Source organism: Haemophilus haemolyticus (assembly GCF_003490935.1).
Classification (GTDB): domain Bacteria; phylum Pseudomonadota; class Gammaproteobacteria; order Enterobacterales; family Pasteurellaceae; genus Haemophilus; species Haemophilus haemolyticus_M.
In genome coordinates this window covers 87,097-107,044 of record NZ_QQGD01000001.1, presented here as the reverse complement: position 1 = coordinate 107,044, position 19,948 = coordinate 87,097, and the positions used below count along the sequence as shown (strand labels likewise).

The 19,948-nt window shown below is 38.4% G+C and carries 19 protein-coding genes; 15 read left to right on the top strand and 4 right to left on the bottom strand.

Annotation, left to right across the window (positions count from 1 at the left end; translation table 11 throughout):
• Positions 1–6: 6 nt before the first annotated feature.
• The 8 genes from mlaC to pnuC all read left to right on the top strand — a co-directional run bounded on the left by mlaC (position 7) and on the right by pnuC (position 5,938).
• On the top strand, positions 7–651 hold the full coding sequence (mlaC, locus tag DV417_RS00605) for a phospholipid-binding protein MlaC (RefSeq protein ID WP_192805953.1): 645 nt from the start codon (positions 7–9) through the stop codon (positions 649–651).
• Positions 652–661: 10 nt separating this feature from the next.
• Entirely contained in the window at positions 662–988 is a 327-nt protein-coding gene (locus tag DV417_RS00600) for an STAS domain-containing protein (protein ID WP_118877938.1), read from the top strand.
• Between the two features lie 11 nt (positions 989–999).
• Complete coding sequence (locus DV417_RS00595; RefSeq protein WP_005631356.1) at positions 1,000–1,257, top strand: BolA family protein; 258 nt, start codon at positions 1,000–1,002, stop codon at positions 1,255–1,257.
• A 10-nt stretch (positions 1,258–1,267) separates the two neighbouring features.
• Positions 1,268–2,542: a UDP-N-acetylglucosamine 1-carboxyvinyltransferase gene (murA, locus tag DV417_RS00590; protein WP_118877932.1), complete on the top strand. Its 1,275-nt coding sequence runs from the start codon at positions 1,268–1,270 to the stop codon at positions 2,540–2,542.
• Between the two features lie 302 nt (positions 2,543–2,844).
• Entirely contained in the window at positions 2,845–3,618 is a 774-nt protein-coding gene (locus tag DV417_RS00585; protein WP_118877931.1) for an amino acid ABC transporter substrate-binding protein, read from the top strand.
• On the top strand, positions 3,602–4,318 hold the full coding sequence (locus DV417_RS00580; RefSeq protein WP_118877930.1) for an amino acid ABC transporter permease: 717 nt from the start codon (positions 3,602–3,604) through the stop codon (positions 4,316–4,318). Before DV417_RS00585 ends, DV417_RS00580 begins: the two co-directional genes overlap by 17 nt.
• A gap of 9 nt (positions 4,319–4,327) precedes the next feature.
• Positions 4,328–5,095, top strand: coding sequence for an amino acid ABC transporter ATP-binding protein (locus DV417_RS00575; protein WP_114908661.1), 768 nt, complete (start codon positions 4,328–4,330; stop codon positions 5,093–5,095).
• 165 nt (positions 5,096–5,260) lie between these two features.
• The gene (gene pnuC, locus DV417_RS00570) at positions 5,261–5,938 is read left to right on the top strand and encodes a nicotinamide riboside transporter PnuC (RefSeq protein WP_118782009.1); all 678 of its coding nucleotides are present in this window, start codon (positions 5,261–5,263) and stop codon (positions 5,936–5,938) included.
• Positions 5,939–6,105: 167 nt separating this feature from the next.
• On the opposite strand, the gene pssA is transcribed toward pnuC, so the two are convergent.
• A complete protein-coding gene (pssA, locus tag DV417_RS00565; protein WP_118808137.1) occupies positions 6,106–7,473 on the bottom strand; it encodes a CDP-diacylglycerol--serine O-phosphatidyltransferase in 1,368 nt (455 codons plus the stop codon).
• A 146-nt stretch (positions 7,474–7,619) separates the two neighbouring features.
• On the opposite strand from pssA, the gene DV417_RS00560 reads away from it, so the two are divergent.
• Together DV417_RS00560 and DV417_RS00555 are read left to right on the top strand one after the other, a co-directional pair.
• Positions 7,620–8,675 carry a tRNA/rRNA methyltransferase gene (locus tag DV417_RS00560; protein ID WP_118808136.1) on the top strand — a complete coding sequence of 352 codons (1,056 nt, stop codon included), beginning with the start codon at positions 7,620–7,622 and terminating at the stop codon, positions 8,673–8,675.
• Positions 8,676–8,819: 144 nt separating this feature from the next.
• Entirely contained in the window at positions 8,820–11,906 is a 3,087-nt protein-coding gene (locus tag DV417_RS00555; protein WP_118877929.1) for a YadA-like family protein, read from the top strand.
• 43 nt (positions 11,907–11,949) lie between these two features.
• Here the strand turns inward: DV417_RS00555 and DV417_RS00550 are convergent, their stop codons facing one another.
• Positions 11,950–12,648 (bottom strand): tRNA1(Val) (adenine(37)-N6)-methyltransferase, encoded by a 699-nt coding sequence (locus DV417_RS00550; RefSeq protein ID WP_118877928.1) that lies wholly within the window; start codon positions 12,646–12,648, stop codon positions 11,950–11,952.
• Between the two features lie 69 nt (positions 12,649–12,717).
• On the opposite strand from DV417_RS00550, the gene srmB reads away from it, so the two are divergent.
• Positions 12,718–14,043, top strand: a complete 1,326-nt coding sequence (gene srmB, locus DV417_RS00545) for an ATP-dependent RNA helicase SrmB (RefSeq protein ID WP_118877927.1) — start codon at positions 12,718–12,720, stop codon at positions 14,041–14,043.
• 121 nt (positions 14,044–14,164) lie between these two features.
• Here srmB and rdgC read toward each other — a convergent pair whose 3' ends face one another.
• A complete protein-coding gene (gene rdgC, locus DV417_RS00540) occupies positions 14,165–15,073 on the bottom strand; it encodes a recombination-associated protein RdgC (protein ID WP_118877926.1) in 909 nt (302 codons plus the stop codon).
• 65 nt (positions 15,074–15,138) lie between these two features.
• Here rdgC and proC point away from each other — a divergent pair, with 65 nt between their 5' ends.
• The 3 genes from proC to xerD are packed head-to-tail and all read left to right on the top strand — an operon-like array spanning position 15,139 to position 18,044.
• Entirely contained in the window at positions 15,139–15,954 is an 816-nt protein-coding gene (gene proC, locus DV417_RS00535) for a pyrroline-5-carboxylate reductase (RefSeq protein ID WP_118877925.1), read from the top strand.
• Positions 15,954–17,120 (top strand): 3-phenylpropionate MFS transporter, encoded by a 1,167-nt coding sequence (locus tag DV417_RS00530; RefSeq protein ID WP_118877924.1) that lies wholly within the window; start codon positions 15,954–15,956, stop codon positions 17,118–17,120. Before proC ends, DV417_RS00530 begins: the two co-directional genes overlap by 1 nt.
• A 30-nt stretch (positions 17,121–17,150) precedes the next feature.
• Positions 17,151–18,044: a site-specific tyrosine recombinase XerD gene (xerD, locus tag DV417_RS00525; RefSeq protein WP_118775396.1), complete on the top strand. Its 894-nt coding sequence runs from the start codon at positions 17,151–17,153 to the stop codon at positions 18,042–18,044.
• 20 nt (positions 18,045–18,064) lie between these two features.
• On the opposite strand, the gene DV417_RS09385 is transcribed toward xerD, so the two are convergent.
• Positions 18,065–18,205 carry a hypothetical protein gene (locus DV417_RS09385; RefSeq protein WP_192878517.1) on the bottom strand — a complete coding sequence of 47 codons (141 nt, stop codon included), beginning with the start codon at positions 18,203–18,205 and terminating at the stop codon, positions 18,065–18,067.
• 28 nt (positions 18,206–18,233) lie between these two features.
• On the opposite strand from DV417_RS09385, the gene pyrG reads away from it, so the two are divergent.
• Positions 18,234–19,871 (top strand): glutamine hydrolyzing CTP synthase, encoded by a 1,638-nt coding sequence (gene pyrG / locus DV417_RS00520; RefSeq protein WP_118877923.1) that lies wholly within the window; start codon positions 18,234–18,236, stop codon positions 19,869–19,871.
• Positions 19,872–19,948: the final 77 nt, after the last annotated feature.

Sequence of the window (19,948 nt, the reverse complement as noted above, 5' to 3'; positions counted from 1 at the left end):
TTTATGATGAAATTTTTCCAAGTGAAAAAATGGTTTGCAATTTTAACCTTAGTATTTACCGCACTTTTTACTGCTGGTACTGCTATGGCTGAAACAAGTCCTTATGTATTGATGCAACAAGCGTCAGATAAATTGTTTTCTGATATTCAGGCAAATCAAAGCCAAATTAAAAAGAACCCAAATTATCTACGTACTATCGTTCGTAATGATTTACTGCCTTATGTTCAAGTCAATTATGCAGGTTCTTTGGTGCTAGGTTCTCATTTCAAATCTACTACACCTGAACAACGTGAGAAATTCTTTAAAGCTTTTGGTGATTTTATTGAACAAGCTTATGCACAAGTATTAACGGCATATTCAAATCAACAAATTCAAATCGAGCCAGAAAAAGCATTAGGCGATAAAAACTTAGTAAATATTCGTGTGAATATTATTCAAGTTAACGGAGCTGCGCCAATTAAATTAGATTTTAAATGGCGTAAAAATAGTAAAACTGGCGAATGGCAAGCTTATGACATGGTTGCTGAAGGTGTGAGCATGGTTGTGACAAAACAACAAGAATGGAGTGGTATCTTGCGTCAACATGGCATTGATGCATTAACTGCACAAGTACAAAAATCAGCAGCCCAACCTGTAACGTTAAGCAAATAATCTTGTTGCCATGTTAAATTGGGATTTAAAGAAAAATGATGATAAGATAGCGCTCCTTTTGTCAGGGGAGCTATCTCGCAACACGTTGTTGCCTATGTGGCAGCAACGTGACGTTTTTTTATCAGATAATGCGCTGGATAAAACGGTTGTTGAATGGGATTTGTCTGGTATTCAACATATTGATTCAGCCGGTTTTGCAGCTCTTTGTGATTTTCTACGAGAGTGTCAAAAGCTTAACAAAACAGTGCGATTAGTTTATCCACCAAAACAATTATTAACCCTTGCAGATCTTGTTGGTTTGTCTGATTGGATCGCAAATTTTACAGATCTTAATTAAACGGAAATCTGATGGAACTTCAAGAAATTGAACGAATTTTAAAAGATGCGCTAAACGTAGAAGAGGTTTATGCTCAAGGTGAAAACGCGCATTTTGGCGTGATTGTCGTGAGTGATGAAATTGCTGCACTTTCTCGCGTAAAACAACAACAAACAATTTATGCTCCGTTAATGGCTTATTTTACTACTGGCGAAATTCACGCGTTAACAATTAAAACTTATACCACTGAAAAGTGGAAACGTGATCGTGCATTAAACCAACTTAATTAAGGATTCAAAAATGGAAAAATTTCGTGTTTATGGGCAATCTCGTTTAAGTGGAACAGTGAATATTTCAGGTGCCAAAAATGCCGCACTTCCAATTCTTTTTGCCACTATTTTGGCAACAGAACCAGTTAAACTCACGAACGTTCCTGCGCTTAAAGATATTGAAACCACTTTGAAAATTTTACGTAAATTAGGTGTGGTTGTAGATCGTGATGAAACTGGCGCAGTTTTATTAGATGCATCGAATATCGATCATTTCACCGCACCTTATGAATTGGTTAAAACTATGCGTGCTTCGATTTGGGCATTGGCGCCTTTAGTCGCTCGTTTTCATCAAGGCCAAGTATCTTTGCCTGGCGGTTGCTCTATCGGTGCTCGTCCAGTTGATCTCCATATTAGCGGTTTAGAAAAATTAGGCGCGGACATCGTCCTTGAAGAAGGATATGTAAAAGCACAAGTATTAGATCGTCTTGTGGGAACTCGCATTGTAATGGAAAAAGTGAGCGTAGGTGCAACTTTATCTATTATGATGGCCGCAACGCTTGCGAAAGGCACTACCGTGATTGAAAACGCGGCTCGTGAGCCTGAAATTGTAGATACCGCTGACTTCCTCAATAAAATGGGCGCAAAAATATCTGGTGCAGGTTCTGATCACATTATGATTGAAGGTGTTGAACGTTTAACTGGTTGTGAGCATAGTGTCGTGCCAGATCGCATTGAAACGGGTACATTCTTAATTGCCGCAGCAATTTCGGGCGGTCGTGTTGTTTGTCAAAATACTAAGGCTGATACTTTAGATGCAGTGATCGATAAACTTCGTGAAGCTGGCGCTCAAGTTGATGTTACTGAGAATAGCATTACTTTAGATATGTTTGGAAAGAGCCCTAAAGCAGTGAATATTCGTACTGCGCCACATCCGGGTTTCCCTACTGATATGCAGGCTCAATTCACCTTATTAAATATGGTGGCAGAGGGCACAAGTATTATTACTGAAACGATTTTTGAAAATCGTTTTATGCATATTCCTGAATTAATTCGCATGGGCGGTAAAGCTGAAATTGAAGGGAATACTGCGGTATGTCACGGTGTTGAGCAGTTATCTGGTGCAGAAGTGATGGCGACAGATTTACGCGCATCAATCAGTTTGGTTCTTGCAGGTTGTATCGCAACAGGTGAGACTATTGTAGATCGTATTTATCATATCGATCGTGGTTATGAACATATCGAAGATAAATTACGTGGCTTAGGTGCAAAAATTGAACGTTTTTCTGGAAGTGATGAAGCGTAATTAGGTACGCTACTTTTCTATTAGACATTACAAGTTTATTTATAATCTTAAATTTCTACTAATGCCTTTCTTTAGAAAGGCATTTTTTTACCGAAATGTTATAAGAATAGATTGATTACATTGTTTAGAAATGTGTTTTTCTACAAGAAAATGCGGTAGATTATTTTCTTGTTTTGATAGTAATTGGTCATATCTCGCTTTGTTATAACTAAAATTCATAAAATATAAATAAATAATCTTGTTTTTTCATAAGTTTGATTTTTATAATCATGCTTAGACAAACACAACACAAGGAATAAAAAATGAAAAAATTATTTTTTACAACCGCACTTTTAAGTGCTGGTATTGCTTTCTCTGCATTTTCTCACGCTGGTGAAATTGCTGATCGCGTTGAAAAAACTAAAACTTTATTAGTGGGAACTGAGGGTACTTATGCTCCATTTACTTTCCATGGTAAAGACGGAAAATTGACCGGTTTTGATGTAGAAATCATTGAGAAAGTGGCAGAAAAACTAGGTTTGAAAATTGAATTTAAAGAAACCGCTTGGGATGGAATGTATGCAGGTTTGAATGCGAAACGATTTGATGTTATTGCAAACCAAACGAATCCAAGTCCAGAGCGCTTAAAAAAATATGATTATTCTGCGCCTTATAATTATTCTGCTGGCGTTATTGTGACGAAAGAAAATAATAACAGCATTAAGACTTTCTCTGATTTAAAAGGTAAAAAATCAGCGCAATCAGCAACGAGTAACTGGAGCAAAGATGCTCGTGATAATGGCGCGATTATTGTAACAGTAGATAGCCTTGCGCAAAATCTTGAAGCAGTTAAACAAGAACGTGTTGATGCAACAGTGAATGATAAATTAGCTGTGCTTGATTATTTCAAAAAACAACCAAATGCAGGTTTAAAAATTGCCGTTGAGAGTGATAAGAAAATTCCGACAGGTTTTGCATTTTTGAAAGGTGAAAAAGAACTCATTGTAAAAGTGAATAAAGCACTAGATGAACTACGCCAAGACGGTACATTAAAACAACTTTCAATTAAATGGTTTGGTGATGACATTACTCAATAATTTGTTAGCGAGTCTTCCATTTATGAGTGCAGAACGAGCTGATTATTTAATCAGCTCGTTTTGGCCTATGTTGGAAGGTGCAATTTTATATACGATTCCCTTAGCCGTTATTTCCTTTTTTTGTGGCTTATTTATTGCGGTAATTGTTGCCGTAATTTGTACGCTTCCTCATCCAAATTTTATGACTAAACTTTTGCAAAGTATTTGTCGCGCTTATATTTCTATTATTCGTGGTACGCCAATGCTTGTGCAGATTTTTATTATTTTCTATGGATTGCCTGAAGTCGGCATTAAACTCGAGCCTTTCCCAACTGCAATTATTGCCTTCTCAGTCAATATCGGTGCTTATGCTGCAGAAACTGTGCGCGCATCAATTATTGCGATCCCCAAAGGGCAGTGGGAGGCTTCTTATGCTATAGGAATGAATTATCAACAGGCATTTATTCGTACGATAATGCCACAGGCATTACGCATTTCCGTGCCATCGCTTTCTAACACTTTTATTAGTACGGTGAAAGATACCTCTTTGGCTTCTTTAGTATGGATTGCAGAACTCTTTCGTGTCGCACAAAATATTACAGCTGAGAATTATGAGTTTATTTTGATTTATACTGAGGCTGCATTAATTTATTGGGTTTTCTGCCTTGTGTTATCTATTGGTCAAATGCGTTTAGAAAAACGTCTTTCTCGTCACTTGTAAGGATTGTCTATGTTAAAAGTAAGTAATATTCAGAAAAACTTTAATGGCAATCATGTGTTAAAAGGTATTGATTTTGAAATTAATAAAGGTGAAGTGGTCGCAATTTTAGGGCCTTCTGGTTCTGGAAAAACTACCTTTTTACGTTGCTTAAATTTGCTTGAAAGACCAGAGCAAGGCATTTTGGAATTTACTGATGGTAGTCTAAAAATTGATTTTAGCCAGAAAATTAGTAAAGCAGATGAATTGAAGTTGCGCCGACGTTCATCAATGGTATTTCAACAATATAATTTATTTCCTCATCGTTCCGCCCTTGAAAATATCATGGAAGGAATGGTTGTTGTGCAAAAACAAGATAAGAGTCAGGCGAGAGAAAAGGCTCTTAGCTTGTTAGAGAAGGTAGGGCTAAAAAATAAAGCGGATTTATTTCCATCCCAACTTTCTGGCGGTCAGCAACAGCGAGTCGGAATTGCCCGAGCCCTTGCGGTAAAACCTGATATTATTTTATTAGATGAACCTACATCGGCGTTAGATCCAGAATTGGTTGGCGAAGTTTTACAAACACTAAAAATGCTCGCTCAAGAAGGCTGGACAATGATTATCGTTACTCATGAAATGCAGTTTGCGAAAGATGTTGCAGATCGTGTAATTTTGATGGCGGATGGGCATATTGTAGAACAAAATACAGCAGATAAATTCTTCTCTTGCCCACAACACGAGCGGACTAAACAGTTCTTACTACAAGCAAAAATACCACTTGAGCCAGATTATTGTATTTAAAGTGCGGTAAATTTTTAGAGAGTTTTCTGAATAATAAATTACTTAGGATTTGAACGAAATGTGATGAATTTCACAAGTTGAGAATTAAATGTCTCTGAATCTTTACATTATCAACGCACAATGCAAGAATGCTCGCATTCAAATTTAAGTCAACAGGGGTAAATAATGACTTTGGCAGAACGTTTAAAACAAGAATTTGTTTCTGGTTGGAAACCTTTTGAGGTAGTTTGGCTTGCGCTTTTCATCATTGCGCAAATTTGGGCTTATGTACAAACACCTGATTCTTGGCTGGCAATGATTTCTGGTATTTCCGGTATTTTGTGTGTGGTATTGGTAAGTAAAGGTAAAATTAGTAACTATTTCTTCGGATTAATTTTTGCTTACACTTATTTTTATGTTGCTTGGGGATCGAATTTCTTAGGCGAAATGAATACCGTGCTCTATGTATATTTGCCATCTCAATTTATTGGTTACTTTATGTGGAAAGCCAATATGCAAAATAGTGATGGTGGAGAAAGCGTGATTGCTAAAGCTTTAACTGTTAAAGGATGGATGACATTAATTGTTGTGACTACGGTTGGGACTTTGCTTTTTGTTCAAGCATTACAAGCGGCTGGTGGTAGTTCAACAGGTTTAGATGGTCTAACCACAATTATTACGGTTGCTGCACAGATTTTAATGATTTTGCGCTATCGTGAACAGTGGTTGTTATGGATTGCTTTAAATATCCTTTCTATTTTCTTATGGGCAGAAACACCAGCGATGTACTTAATGTATTCAGCCTACTTACTTAACTCGTTGTACGGTTATTATAACTGGACGAAATTGGTTAAACATAGCTAACTAAACATACTCAAGCAAAATTAAAAACCAAAGAATGATAATAATGAAGCTTTTCCTAAAAAATTAGACTGTTTAATCAAGGACCGAGATCCTGATTAAACAGCCTAATTTTTTAGGATAGATCATTTTTACAAGGCTTTGTTATCGGATCTAAATATTAGATCGCATTACAGAATCATTTTCACTAATTTATCCGCTTTAATTCGTGCAAATTTTTTCAAAAGTTTTTGCACTGGTTCGGGGTATTGATTCAATTCTTCTAATTCAGTGTAATGTTTTAATACTTTTGTATGTTGGCGAATTTGGTTTTGCTCTTTTTCCACTTGGGCTAAAAGTTGTTGTTGTGGATCGTAAATTAATAAGCCATTTTCTGCATCCAAACGCCATGCTCGAGGGTTAAGATTATTACCCGTGAGTAAAATATAACGGTCATCTACCCACACGCCTTTTAAGTGGTAAGTATTGTCGCCATCACGCCATAAACGCACCACAAGCTGACCATTTTCAATTTGAGTCTCAAATTTTTCACAGAAACGGCGAAGATTACTTTCATAAAGATAAGGTAACGCCCCCGCCATTTTGAATGGTTGTTCTGGTGGAATATAAAAATCGTTTGCGACTTTATCGCCAACAATAATTTCTACTTGTTTACCATTTTCCAACAACGTCGCTATTTTATGTTGCAATGTACGTGGGAAATTAAAGTATGGCGTACAAATCACCAATTTTTCTTGCACTTGCAAGAATAAATCTTCAATCACTTGATTTAATTCATTGCCTGACGCACCTAAGCCAAATAGTGGTGATACGCTTAAAACATTCGGTAATTTCACCGCACTTTTTAATGAATATTCACCATTTTGAGCAAGGTCTTTACGATAAGCGCGAATATTGCCGCGGATCTCTTTGGTGCGAGGGCGGTTGGTGACATCAAGTGGATAAACTGCACTGAAATCTAACAAGTAATCATTGATGAAATTTACCATCGAATCAGCCAATTCTGCATTAGCGATTTTTTGATAGCGGTCGTAACGATATTTTTCAAATTGATGAAGATAGACATTATTTATGCTTGCACCGCTATAAAGCACCGTATCATCAAATACAAAGCCTTTAACGTGCAATACACCAAAAACTTCTCGTGTATTAATTGGCACGCCAAAGAACATATTTGGATCGTCAGGTAACTGATAAGTTTGGCGTTGCTCGCAATACCAATCTGCATTGGTGGCAGATTTTTCCGCACCTAATAAATTACGTTGTGCGCGATGCCAATCTATGAGAATTTTTACATCCAAGTGTGGATTTTCTTGCTTCACGCGATAAATTTCATCGAGGATTTCCTGCCCCGCTTCATCTTTTTGCCAATAAAGTGCGGTGACATAAATGCGTTTTTTTGCGTTTCTGATTAATTCAATAATTTGAGTTTTAAATTCAGCCGGGCTACCCAAAAATTCAATTTGCTCTGCTTGCAAGGCAAGGAATGGCAAATTATTTAAATTTTGTTCAGCGCGTTTGGTTTTATTGATTAACATAATCCATCTCGTGATTAAAGACTAGTGCGTTAGTTTACAATATTTCACGCGCTTATTAATAGAAAAAAGGCTTTTTTTCGTTATAATGCTCACAAATTTTAGCATTTTTCGGCTAAAAAATAGCCATTTTTATTCAGGGAAACCCTATGAACGACAAACGCAAACCGTCTTTTCAATCCGCCGGCAGATCCTTTCAAGAACGCTCAGTAGGTGAAAAATACAGAGAAAAACCAACTCAAAATAGACCGCACTCTAATGATAAATTTAATGGAAAGAGAAACGAAAAATCTCGTTTTCCTCGTGATAAACAAGAAGTAAAAGAAACTAAAATTACGCAACTTTCTTTATCTCGTGCGCCATCAAATAAAAACGCAGAACAACCTAAGGTTCAAGTGACGATAAAAAGTACGGGTACTGTTTATAAAACAAAAGAAAAGAAAACTGGCGCACTTTCTCCTCGAGCACCTGAAAAAATTAAGAAAAACCGTGCGGAAGAAATGAAAGTTTACAGTGAAAATGCCTGTTTAGCTTTATTTGCAGAACGCCCTGAAAGTATTGTTCGCTTATGGGCAACCGTGCAAATGTCACACAAAATTGGTGAGGTATTAAGTTATTTAGCTGAAAACAAAAAGGCTTATCATATTGTAGATAGTGAAGAATTAGCTCGCGTGAGCGGAACAGAGCATCATGGAGGCATTTGCTTATTGGTGAAGAAACCTCGTGCTTTCACGTTGCAAGGGTATTTGGATATTCCTCGTGAAGAGGATTGTTTAGTGCTATTGGACAATGTGAATAATGCGCAAAATATTGGTGGCGTATTGCGTACTTGTGCTTATTTTGGCGTGAAAAATATTGTCGCCGATAATGCGGAAAATCTGTATTCGGCAGCCTCAATGCGCGTAGCAGAAGGTGGCGCGGAATATATTCGTGTGTTAGAAATGGATTATATTGATTCGGCTTTAATGCAATTGCGCAAATCAGGCTATCAAATTATTCACGTATCGCACAATAAACAAGGCGAGCCGTTGGATAAAGTGCAGCTAAAAAATAAAGTAGTTTTTCTGCTAAGTGAAAGTTCTACGGAAAGTTTAGCTAATCCAGAAGATACACAAGTGCGTTTAACGCTCGCAAGCCCAATTAAATCAGGCTTAAACATTGCAGTGAATGCGGGTGTGTTGTTAGCTAAGTGGTATTTTAGATAAGTCTTCGCTTTATCGTGAGTGAACATACTCACGATAAATTATTTTATAGCTTTTTGTTGAGTGTTTAAGTAGAATTCACGCCTTCTTTTTTAGAGAAAACAATGAAATTTTTTAAACAAATATAACAACAAAAAGGAATAACTTATGATGTACAATCTGCCAGCCAGCCATAATTTAGCAAAACACAGCAAAAATCAACCGCACTTTAGTGCAAAAATTTCTCTTGTTTCCCTTTCTCTCTTTTCTGCTTTAAGTGCTCCAGCATGGGCAGATAATGTCACTCTCACACAAGAAGAATACAATACATTAATTAATCGAATTACCCAATTAGAACAAAAAATGGGCGAAAATACTAACGGTAGTACAACTGTGGGAAAAAACTCTCAAGCGGCATTATTTGGTACTGCTGTAGGTATGAATGCACAAGCGACAGGCAATCAATCAACTACTGTGGGAGTGAATTCAGAAGCCAGTGGCAGTAATTCAGCTGCGATAGGCTTAGGCGCCAAAGCCACTAAAACTGACGCAATAGCGATGGGGACAAACTCTCAGGCCACTGGTATTAATACAACCGCATTAGGTGCATACGCGGAGGCAACTGATCAGTATGGTATTGCAGTCGGTGCAGATGCTTATTCGGTAGGAGAACGAGCAATTGCGATTGGAGTGCATACTAGTACAGATGAAATGAAGAAATTCTATGATGATCCAAATCAGCTTAGAATGTTCCTTAATTATGAGACAACTATTAAAAATAATATTACTGATGAAGCAACTCTAACATCATTATTGGATGCGAATCAGGGCGAGGCTAATTTAGCCACACTTATTCAAGATAATGCAAAATTAATACAACTTATTCCTGAAGAAGATAAACGTAACAAGTTTATTGATTTTGCCCAAAAATTTGCGAAGGCACGTAATAAACTTAATGAACAAAAAACGTTATATCCAAATAATCCAGAATTAGCTCGTTTCGGGTTAGCCAACCCATTCGGCGCAACTGGTGGACAAGCTGTTGCGATTGGTAATGAATCATTAGCTTCTGGTGTATATTCTGTCGCGCTCGGTGCTGAATCAAAAGCAACTAACTATGCAAGCATCGCAACAGGATATAAGGCAAAAGCAACTGGAATGCAAGCATTAGCAAATGGTTTTGCAGCAGAGGCGACAGGTGACTTTAGCTCATCTATCGGAACAGCTGCGAAAGCTATGGGCTATACATCTATAGCACTAGGATATGGTTCTAATGCAGGGATGACAGAAGCTATCGCTATTGGTTCAGGTGCTAAAGTGAAAATAGGAGGTCCTGATTTTAGAGGCTCTATTGCTATCGGTCGGAATGCAAATTCTCAAGCGGGTCTTTCTATTGCCATTGGTGCAGATTCTGTGAACCATGACGGAGGAGTTTATTCAGGTAATACTGCTGTTGGTACAGGGGCAGTAACAGGTAAATCTGGATCAAAACAAGAGCCAACAGGTGCCACAGCTATCGGTAATGGTGCTCATGCAAATACAGATGAAATTAGTGGAGAAATCTTGGCTTATGGTACAGCGATTGGTACATCATCAAATGCACAAGGTACTTATTCATCAGCTTTAGGGACACATTCAAGAGCTATGGGGCATTATTCGGTATCAATTGGTGTACAAAATGATACAAAAGACCATACACATGGTGCATGGGGATATGGTTCTAATGCCATTGGTCTTTACGCTCATGCTCGCGGGATATACTCCAGTGCTATTGGTTCAAAATCAGAATCATTGTATAACAATAGTGTTGCTTTTGGGTATCAAGCACAAACAAAAGCAGTAAATGCTGTTTCTGTTGGTACGGGAGCTCAAACAACAGGCGTTAATTCTGTCGCACTTGGTCCAAGTGCTATGGCTACATTTGATTCGACAGTAGCTCTAGGAGATAACTCCTTAGCAAATACAAAAAGCGATGTAATTGGTTTTGATCCATTAGGCTATGCATCTACAGCATATAATGCGACTAAACCAGAAACGCTACTAAAAGATATGAGTACTGTTCTATCAACTAAGAAATTAGAAGCTTATAACAACTTACGAGCAAAGATTATTGAATTAGACGAGAAGATTTTTTCGTATAATGAAATCTTAAAGGTATCGGAATATGACCGTTTATATGGCAAAACTGAAGATATTCGTAATAAGGCTTCTGAAACGACGACAAAGATGCGTAAGAATCGTGATGATGCCATTGCAGCTAAAAAATTGGCACTAGCAGAGATTCAAGCCAACTACAATGACGCCAATACTTGGAGAAGTTCTGCCGGTGCGGTATCTGTGGGTAATTCTGATTTAGGCATCACTCGCCAAATCACAAATGTCGCTGCGGGTTCAGAAGATACTGATGCAGTGAATGTAGCACAATTAAAAGCTCTGGCAGCCGCGCCTGTACAGTTCTATAACGGTGGAAGTGTTAATGGTGCTAACTTTAATATTGGTACACAACTAGGTACACCATTTAATTTAACGAATCTTCGTTTTTCTTTTGGTAATGGCTTAAAAGCATCGCTAAAAAATGATGGAAATAATCAGGTTCTATTTATGGAATTAGATAGCGATGCCATTAAAACTAATCCTGATTTGAAAGGGCAAAATGGTAGAGACGGCAGAGATGGTAAAGATGGACAAAACGGTAGAGATGGCAGAGACGGCAGAGATGGTACGAATGGTAGTAGTCTCACACCAAATGACATTGTTAATGTTAAAGAAGTCCACACTGGTAATACAGTTATGAATACCAATGGCGTGACTATTAATAACAGCAGTAAAACTGTTTCTATTACTGAAAACGGCTTAGATAATGGCGGAAATAAAGTAGTGAATGTAGCTGCTGGTGAGATTTCTGCAATATCAAAAGAGGCGGTAAATGGTCAGCAATTATATGAAACTAATCAATCTGTGGCACAAAATACACGTTCAATTAATCACTTAAACAATAAAATGGATGAAGTTGATCGTCGTGGACGTCGAGGAGTTGCTATTGCGGGTGCAATGGGGTTGCTGCCTCAGCCACATACTGCAGGTAGATCATCTATAAGTACCGCCACCACGCATTACCGTGGAGAACAAGCCTTAGCAGTTGGATATTCTCGCTTGACAGATAATGGTAAACATATTGTTAAATTCAGTGGAGCATCCAATATGTCAGGTAAGAAAGATGTTATGGTTGGAGCTGCTTATGGTTATGAATGGTAATTAAGCGTTTTTTTATCAGTTCAAGGGGAGAATTTTCTCCCCTTTAAAATTTTAAATAAAAGTCTTTAGTCAATTCAATAAACGCTTCTGTGTATTGATTATCCGCATCATAAATCACTAATTGATCTTGCATTAAAACTTGTAGCTGTTTGGCAAAGGTAAGTAGCATTCTTTGGGGCGTTTTTCCCATTTTTGTAATGATATTCGTTTGTTTTATGCAAAAAAGTGCGGTGGATTTTATAAGCGTTTTCCCTGCATCATAAGGCAAAACAAAACTTATTTTCCCATTTTCCGCTAAGCGCATTGCAGCCCATTCTAACCAATTTAAGTGGCTTTGCTTGGTATAACGAGCTAATTCTCGTTCCTCATTTTTGCAAGCAATACCTTGTTCAAAATAAGGTGGATTTGCCACAATTAAATCAAAGGTTTGTTCAGTGGTTTGTAAAAAATGTTGTATATCCGTTTGAATAAGCTGAATGCGATTTTTCCACACTGAATCATTGATATTTTCTTGCGCTTGTTTTGCTGCAATGGGATCCAACTCAACCGCTTGAATTTGGCAGTTTTCTTCTGTTCGTTGAGCCAACATTAAAGCCAATAACCCTGTACCACTCCCCATATCTAAAATATTTTTACAATGTTTTACATCAGCCCAAGCACCTAACAAAATGCCATCAGTGCCGACTTTCATCGCACAGACGTCTTGATTGATATGGAATTGTTTAAAGGTAAACCCGCTCATAAATTTTTCGTAAATTGCCCCTAATTTCAGGTATAATTCGCGCTAATTTTAACAAAGAACCGCACAATAATGAATTTATCCCAATTTGAACAATTCGATCTTTCTCCTGAGCTTTTAAAGGCGCTTGAGAAAAAAGGTTATTATCGCCCAACAGCTATTCAAATGGAAGCCATTCCAGCAGCAATGGAAGAGCGTGATGTATTAGGCTCTGCACCAACGGGAACAGGGAAAACGGCTGCTTTTTTATTACCTGCGCTACAACATTTATTGGATTATCCGCGTCGTAAACCAGGTCCGCCGCGTATTTTGGTATTAACACCAACCCGTGAACTGGCAATGCAAGTGGCAGAACAAGCGGAAGAATTAGCACAGTTCACCCATTTAAATATTGCGACAATTACAGGTGGTGTGGCGTATCAAAATCACGGCGATGTATTCAATACCAATCAAGATTTGGTGGTGGCTACGCCTGGTCGTTTATTGCAATACATTAAGGAGGAAAATTTTGATTGCCGTTCCGTTGAAATGCTGATTTTTGACGAAGCCGATAGAATGTTGCAAATGGGATTTGGGCAAGATGCAGAAAAAATTGCGGCTGAAACCCGTTGGCGAAAACAAACCTTGTTGTTTTCTGCGACATTGGAAGGGGAGTTGTTGGTCGATTTCGCGGAGCGTTTATTGAATGATCCTGTGAAAGTGGATGCTGAACCAAGCCGTCGAGAGAGAAAAAAAATTAATCAATGGTATTATCACGCAGACAGCAATGAACACAAAATCAAATTGCTCGCGCGTTTTATTGAAACTGAAGAAGTGACCCGTGGAATTGTGTTTGTTCGTCGTCGTGAAGATGCGCGTGAGCTTTCTGAAACATTGCGTAAACGAGGCATTCGTTCCGCGTATTTAGAAGGTGAAATGGCACAAACTCAACGTAATAATGCGATTGATAAATTGAAATCAGGTATTGTGACGGTATTGGTTGCAACGGATGTGGCTGCGCGTGGTATTGATATTGACGATGTAAGCCATGTAATGAATTTTGATTTGCCGTATAGTGCGGATACTTATTTGCATCGAATTGGACGTACAGCGCGAGCAGGTAAAAAGGGCACGGCGGTCTCTTTTGTCGAAGCCCATGATTACAAGTTACTAGGTAAAATCAAACGCTATACCGAGGAAATTTTAAAGGCGCGCGTTTTAGAAGGTTTAGAACCTCGCACTAAGCCACCAAAAGATGGTGAAGTGAAATCTGTCAGCAAAAAACAAAAGGCACGTATTAAAGAAAAACGTGAAGAAAAGAAAAAAACAGAGACGAAGAAAAAAGTAAAATTACGTCATAAGGATACGAAAAATATCGGAAAACGACGTAAGCCAAGCAACTCAAATACTGAACAATAATTTAATGATAAGAAAGCCTTTCCTAAGATTTTGGAAAGGCTTTTGTCTATGCTTGATTTAACCTCTGTCTGTCTAGGCAAGCATTGTTTAATCAAAAGTGCGGTAAATTTGTAATATGATTTTACAGTCTAGTTTTTTCGCCACCAAATTCATCTAATAAATTTTCGGTGAGTTTGGCTAAAATACCAGTCATCAGTACAAAATCTGCATCGAAACGCTGTGCAAAATCTTCTTTCAGAATATCATCATTTTTTTCGCGTACACTATCTGCAAATTTTAAACGTTTAAGGGTGCAATCCTCGTTAAAAACGAAAGTTAAGGTATCTTCCCATTCTAAGGATAATTTACTTACTACTTTTTTACCATCTTGCAGAAGGGCGAGAATTTCTTCATTTTCTAAAGGTTGTTTTTTGCAACGGATAACGCTGTCTTCCTGACTGCCACGAAGCTCGGCTTCTTCCAATACAATTAACCAATGCGGTAAAGTATCTTGAACGATCCAATTGGTTAAAATCGTGCTGGGTTCATTAGCAAAGGCTAAAGGCACGACAGGGAGCGAACCTAAGGATTTGCGCAGTAATGCGAGCGCATCTTCCGCACGTTTACTTGATGCGGCATCAACATGAACAAGATTATTTTCCGTATCAATCCACAGTGCTGTATGCTGATTTTTACTAAACGCACGAGGTAATAAATTCATAACAACATCATCTTTTAATGTTTGTTTTTCTACCTTTTTAAGTTTGCGATTTTCTTTTTGTTCAAGGTTTTCAATGCGTTCATCAAGTTCACGTTTAACCACATTTGCCGGCAAGATTTTTTCTTCTTTTTTGGCGATTAATAGAATTTGCTTTCCTACAGAAAAATAGAGTAAATCAGAGCCTCGTAATGGGGCTGACCAGCCAAATTTACTTTGATCTTGAGCACCGCAAGGGTGGAATTGACAATCTTCCAGTTGAGTTTGTAGCTGTGCAAGATCCCAATCTAGCGGTTTAGTCAGTCTATAAGTCATTAAATTTTTAAACCACATCGTAACACTTCCTTCAATATAGGGTAGAATGTGCAGCATTATAGCCCATAAAAGTAGGAAAAACGATGCAACACAAATTGATTGCCTTTATTGGCGGCGGAAATATGGCGCAGGCTATTATTTTGGGATTATTGAAACAAGGTTATCCTGCCGAGCAAATTATTGTGAATGACCCGAATGAGGAAAAAAGAGCATTTTTTGCTAATCTTGGCGTGGCAACTTCAGAAAATAATGTGGAAAGTGTAATCAAAGCAGAAGTTGTATTGCTTGCGGTAAAACCTCAAATGATGGCTGAAGTTTGTTCTCCACTAAGTGCGGTGGATTTTTCCGATAAATTATTAATTTCCATTGCTGCGGGCATTTCAACTGAACGCTTGAACGCATTAATTCCAAGTATAAAATCGATAGTACGTGTCATGCCAAATACGCCCGCATTGGTGGGGGAAGGTATGGCGGGGTTATTTGCACCGAAAAATACGAGTGAAAATTACCGCACTTTTTCACAAGATTTATTGGGAGCTGTGGGAAGAACGGTTTGGGTGGATGATGAAACTCAAATGCACGCAGTCACTGCCGCGTCAGGAAGTAGCCCAGCCTATTTCTTTTTGATGCTGGAAGCGATGCAGCAAGCCTTAATCAAAATGAATATAGATGAAAAAACAGCGCGTGAATTAGTGCAGCAATCTATGCTTGGTGCAGCAAAAATGGTGACAGAAAATCCTCAAATTGCACTTTCAACTTTGCGTGAAAATGTTACCTCGAAAGGGGGCACTACTGCGGCGGCATTAGCGGTATTTGACGCTCAACATTTTAATCAAACAATAGAGCAAGCTATGCAGGCTTGTTTGTCTCGTTCACAAGAAATGGAAACTTTATTCTGATGCAAGTTCGTCCTTTTTATTGGCTCGCACTGAGCTTTCTAGGTTACTACTGCGCTTATGGTGTGTTTTTGCCGTTTTTCCCAGCATGGTTGAAATCTCAACAATATGGTGAAGAAATGATTGGTCTGGTGATTGGGAGTGCTTATATTTTCCGATTTGCGGGCGGATTATTTTTTTCATCGTTAATTAAAAAAGCCAATCATATTATTAGTTCCTTACGCCTATTGGCGTTAGCATCGGCCATTATTATGGCGGCTATGAGTTTAGTTGCGCATAATTTTTGGTTGTTGTTTATTGCTATCGGTTTGTATGCTTCTGTGAATTCAGCGGGAATGCCGATTGGGGATTCTTTGGCATCCACTTGGCAACGCCAAATCGGCTTGGATTACGGCAAAGTGCGTTTAATTGGCTCTTCTGCCTTTATCCTTGGCGTAGTGGTGTTTGGTGGCATGATTGGCTGGGTTGGCGAGCAAAATATCGTGTGGATTTTAACCGCACTTTTATCCTTCTATACTATCATTCAGCTTTTAAAACCGACCATTCCCCCAAAAGATGAAATACCTGAAGGTGGCGCTCAAAATAATATTGGGTTTATTGCTTTACTGAAAAATCCTATTACATTGCGAGTCATGATAGCAGTAGGGCTCATTCAAGGCTCTCATGCGGCTTATTATGTTTATAGCACAATTTATTGGACAAGCATTGGGATCTCCGTTTCTCAAACGAGCTTACTTTGGGGAATTGGGGTATTGGCAGAAATTGTATTATTTTTCTTCTCTCGTCGCTTATTTCAAAATATTTCTATCAGTGTGCTGCTTTATATTTCTGCGCTTGCGTGCATCGGACGCTGGGCTGTAATGGGATATATTGAAGATTTTTGGTTGATATTCTTATTGCAACTTATGCATAGTTTGACTTATGCCGTGTGCCATTATGCGATTGTTCGCTATATCACCACTCAGCCGCAAAGCCATATTGCGAAGTTGCAAGGTTTGTATAATGGTTTATCGAATGGGGTACTCATTGCCATTTTCACCGCGGTTGCTGGTATGATTTATCCGACTTCGCCAGCGATGACATTTGTATTTATGAGTATCATCGCGGCGGCTGCATTTTTTGTGATTCCACGCAAGTTAAATGCCTTTTTAATTGTTCAGCATAAATAGGACGCATCGCTTGTCTTGTAGAAAAGTAATATGAAAAATCTTGCGCTCATTGATTTGTTTCTTAACGAATATTGGATTGAAAAAGGGCTTTCAGAAAATACCGTTCAATCTTATCGTTTAGATTTAACCGCACTTTGTGATTGGTTGGATAAAAATGACTTGTCTTTGGAAACCTTAGATGCTGTTGATTTGCAAGGTTTTCTAGGTGAGCGCTTGGAGAAAGGTTACAAAGCTACGAGCACCGCGCGAATGTTAAGTGCAATGCGTAAACTTTTCCAATATTTATATCGGGAAAAATATCGAGTGGATGATCCGAGTGCGGTGCTAAGTTCGCCTAAATTACCTAGTCGCCTGCCAAAATATTTAACTGAGCAACAAGTATCAGATTTGCTCAATACGCCAGATATGGAAGTCCCTTTGGAGTTACGCGATAAAGCAATGTTAGAGTTGCTTTATGCAACTGGGCTTCGTGTAACGGAGTTAGTTTCGCTGACGATTGAAAACATGAGCGTGCAACAAGGCGTGGTGCGAGTAATTGGTAAAGGGAATAAAGAGCGTATTGTGCCAATGGGGGAAGAAGCTGCCTATTGGGTTCGTCAATTTATGCTTTATGGTCGCCCTGTTCTCTTAAATGGTCAGAGTTCTGATATTGTGTTTCCAAGTCAGCGTGCACAGCAAATGACTCGTCAAACTTTCTGGCATCGTGTAAAACATTATGCCATTCTCGCGGATATTGATGCTGATGCACTTTCCCCTCACGTTCTTCGCCATGCTTTTGCCACCCATTTAGTGAATCACGGTGCGGATTTACGTGTGGTGCAAATGTTGTTAGGACATACAGATTTATCCACAACACAGATTTATACTCATGTGGCAAAAGAGAGATTGAAACGATTGCATGAAAGATTTCATCCTAGAGGATAGATAAATCTTCTAATAAGGCTTTACATGCTAATTGTGGTTTTATAATTGAGTTCATTGACTAAATCAGGTAAACTACCGTCCCGTCTTTGATAGCTAGTTATCTTCGATTTTTGACCGCACTTTTGGTTGATTTTGTCTGTAAGATGATTAGCTATAATCATTTATATCCCAATACAGATTAGGTTCCCTATGGCTACAAATTATATTTTCGTCACTGGCGGTGTGGTTTCATCGTTAGGTAAAGGCATTGCGGCAGCATCATTGGCGGCAATTTTAGAAGCTCGTGGTTTAAACGTAACTATTATGAAATTAGATCCATATATTAATGTGGATCCAGGTACGATGAGCCCAACCCAACATGGGGAAGTTTTCGTCACTCAAGATGGCGCTGAAACAGATTTAGACTTAGGTCACTATGAGCGTTTTATCCGCACGAAAATGACTAAACGTAATAATTTCACTACAGGTAAAATTTATTCTGAAGTATTACGTAAAGAGCGTCGTGGCGATTATCTTGGTGCAACAATTCAAGTGATTCCACATATCACCAATGAAATTAAAGATCGTGTCATTGAAGGCGCTCAAGGTCACGATGTTGTGATTGTTGAAGTGGGCGGTACCGTTGGGGATATTGAATCACTCCCATTCTTAGAAGCATTACGTCAATTAGCCGTTCAAGTTGGTCGTGAACATACGTTATTTATGCACTTAACTTTAGTGCCTTATATTCCAACGGCGGGTGAAGTAAAAACTAAACCAACTCAACATTCTGTAAAAGAATTGCTTTCTATTGGTATTCAACCTGATGTGTTGATTTGTCGTTCCGATCGCATGATTCCGCCAAATGAGCGTGCGAAAATTGCTTTATTCTGTAACGTTTCAGAACGCGCAGTCATTTCATTAAAAGATGTAAATTCGATTTATCAAATCCCAGCATTATTAAAATCTCAAGGTTTAGATGATTTTGTCTGTGAACGTTTCCGTTTAACTTGCCCTGAAGCGGATCTTTCTGAATGGGAGCAAGTGCTTTACAAACAAGCGAATCCAGTGGGTGAAGTGACCATTGGTATGGTGGGTAAATATACTGAGTTACCCGATGCCTATAAATCTGTAAATGAAGCATTGAAACATGCAGGTTTAACTAATCGTTTAAGCGTTAACATTAAATATATTGATTCCCAAGATGTTGAAACCAAAGGTGTTGAAGTGTTAAAAGGCATTGATGGTATTCTTGTTCCAGGTGGATTCGGTTATCGTGGTGTGGAAGGCAAAATTCGTACCGCACAATATGCACGTGAAAACAAAATTCCTTACTTGGGCATTTGCTTAGGTATGCAGATTGCGTTGATTGAATATGCACGTAATGTAGCGGGTTTAACTAAAGCCAACTCATCTGAATTTGATAAAGATTGTGAACAACCTGTGGTGGCATTAATCACAGAATGGCAAGATGCGGATGGTAATACGGAAGTGCGTACCGATGAATCAGATCTTGGTGGAACAATGCGTTTAGGCGCACAGCAATGTCATTTGGTGTCTGGTAGTCGTGCTCGCGAGCTTTATGGCAAAGAAACCATTGAAGAGCGTCATCGTCATCGCTATGAAGTGAACAATACCTTGCTTCCACAAATTGAAAAAGCAGGATTGAAAGTAACTGGCTTATCTGCAGATAAAAAATTGGTAGAAATTATCGAAGTGCCAAATCATCCTTGGTTTGTCGCTTGCCAATTCCATCCAGAATTTACTTCTACGCCTCGTGATGGTCATCCATTGTTTGCAGGCTTTGTAAAAGCAGCTTATGAAAATCACAAACAATCTGTGAAGTAATGGATTAAATTAGAGTAAAAAGAGCGGTGAGAAACAACGAATTTTTCACCGCTCTTTTATTTTGTAAAAATAGATAA

Coding starts and splice junctions, on each gene's coding strand:
- DV417_RS00530 (WP_118877924.1), top strand. CDS start 15,954: ATGCAAGTTCGTCCTTTTTATTGGCTCGCACTGAGCTTTCTAGGTTAC.
- DV417_RS00550 (WP_118877928.1), bottom strand. CDS start 12,648: ATGAGCGGGTTTACCTTTAAACAATTCCATATCAATCAAGACGTCTGT.
- DV417_RS00575 (WP_114908661.1), top strand. CDS start 4,328: ATGTTAAAAGTAAGTAATATTCAGAAAAACTTTAATGGCAATCATGTG.
- DV417_RS00580 (WP_118877930.1), top strand. CDS start 3,602: ATGACATTACTCAATAATTTGTTAGCGAGTCTTCCATTTATGAGTGCA.
- DV417_RS09385 (WP_192878517.1), bottom strand. CDS start 18,205: ATGATTATAGCTAATCATCTTACAGACAAAATCAACCAAAAGTGCGGT.
- DV417_RS00555 (WP_118877929.1), top strand. CDS start 8,820: ATGATGTACAATCTGCCAGCCAGCCATAATTTAGCAAAACACAGCAAA.
- pnuC (WP_118782009.1), top strand. CDS start 5,261: ATGACTTTGGCAGAACGTTTAAAACAAGAATTTGTTTCTGGTTGGAAA.
- DV417_RS00560 (WP_118808136.1), top strand. CDS start 7,620: ATGAACGACAAACGCAAACCGTCTTTTCAATCCGCCGGCAGATCCTTT.
- pssA (WP_118808137.1), bottom strand. CDS start 7,473: ATGTTAATCAATAAAACCAAACGCGCTGAACAAAATTTAAATAATTTG.
- DV417_RS00600 (WP_118877938.1), top strand. CDS start 662: ATGTTAAATTGGGATTTAAAGAAAAATGATGATAAGATAGCGCTCCTT.
- srmB (WP_118877927.1), top strand. CDS start 12,718: ATGAATTTATCCCAATTTGAACAATTCGATCTTTCTCCTGAGCTTTTA.
- DV417_RS00595 (WP_005631356.1), top strand. CDS start 1,000: ATGGAACTTCAAGAAATTGAACGAATTTTAAAAGATGCGCTAAACGTA.
- proC (WP_118877925.1), top strand. CDS start 15,139: ATGCAACACAAATTGATTGCCTTTATTGGCGGCGGAAATATGGCGCAG.
- murA (WP_118877932.1), top strand. CDS start 1,268: ATGGAAAAATTTCGTGTTTATGGGCAATCTCGTTTAAGTGGAACAGTG.
- DV417_RS00585 (WP_118877931.1), top strand. CDS start 2,845: ATGAAAAAATTATTTTTTACAACCGCACTTTTAAGTGCTGGTATTGCT.
- mlaC (WP_192805953.1), top strand. CDS start 7: ATGAAATTTTTCCAAGTGAAAAAATGGTTTGCAATTTTAACCTTAGTA.
- pyrG (WP_118877923.1), top strand. CDS start 18,234: ATGGCTACAAATTATATTTTCGTCACTGGCGGTGTGGTTTCATCGTTA.
- xerD (WP_118775396.1), top strand. CDS start 17,151: ATGAAAAATCTTGCGCTCATTGATTTGTTTCTTAACGAATATTGGATT.
- rdgC (WP_118877926.1), bottom strand. CDS start 15,073: ATGTGGTTTAAAAATTTAATGACTTATAGACTGACTAAACCGCTAGAT.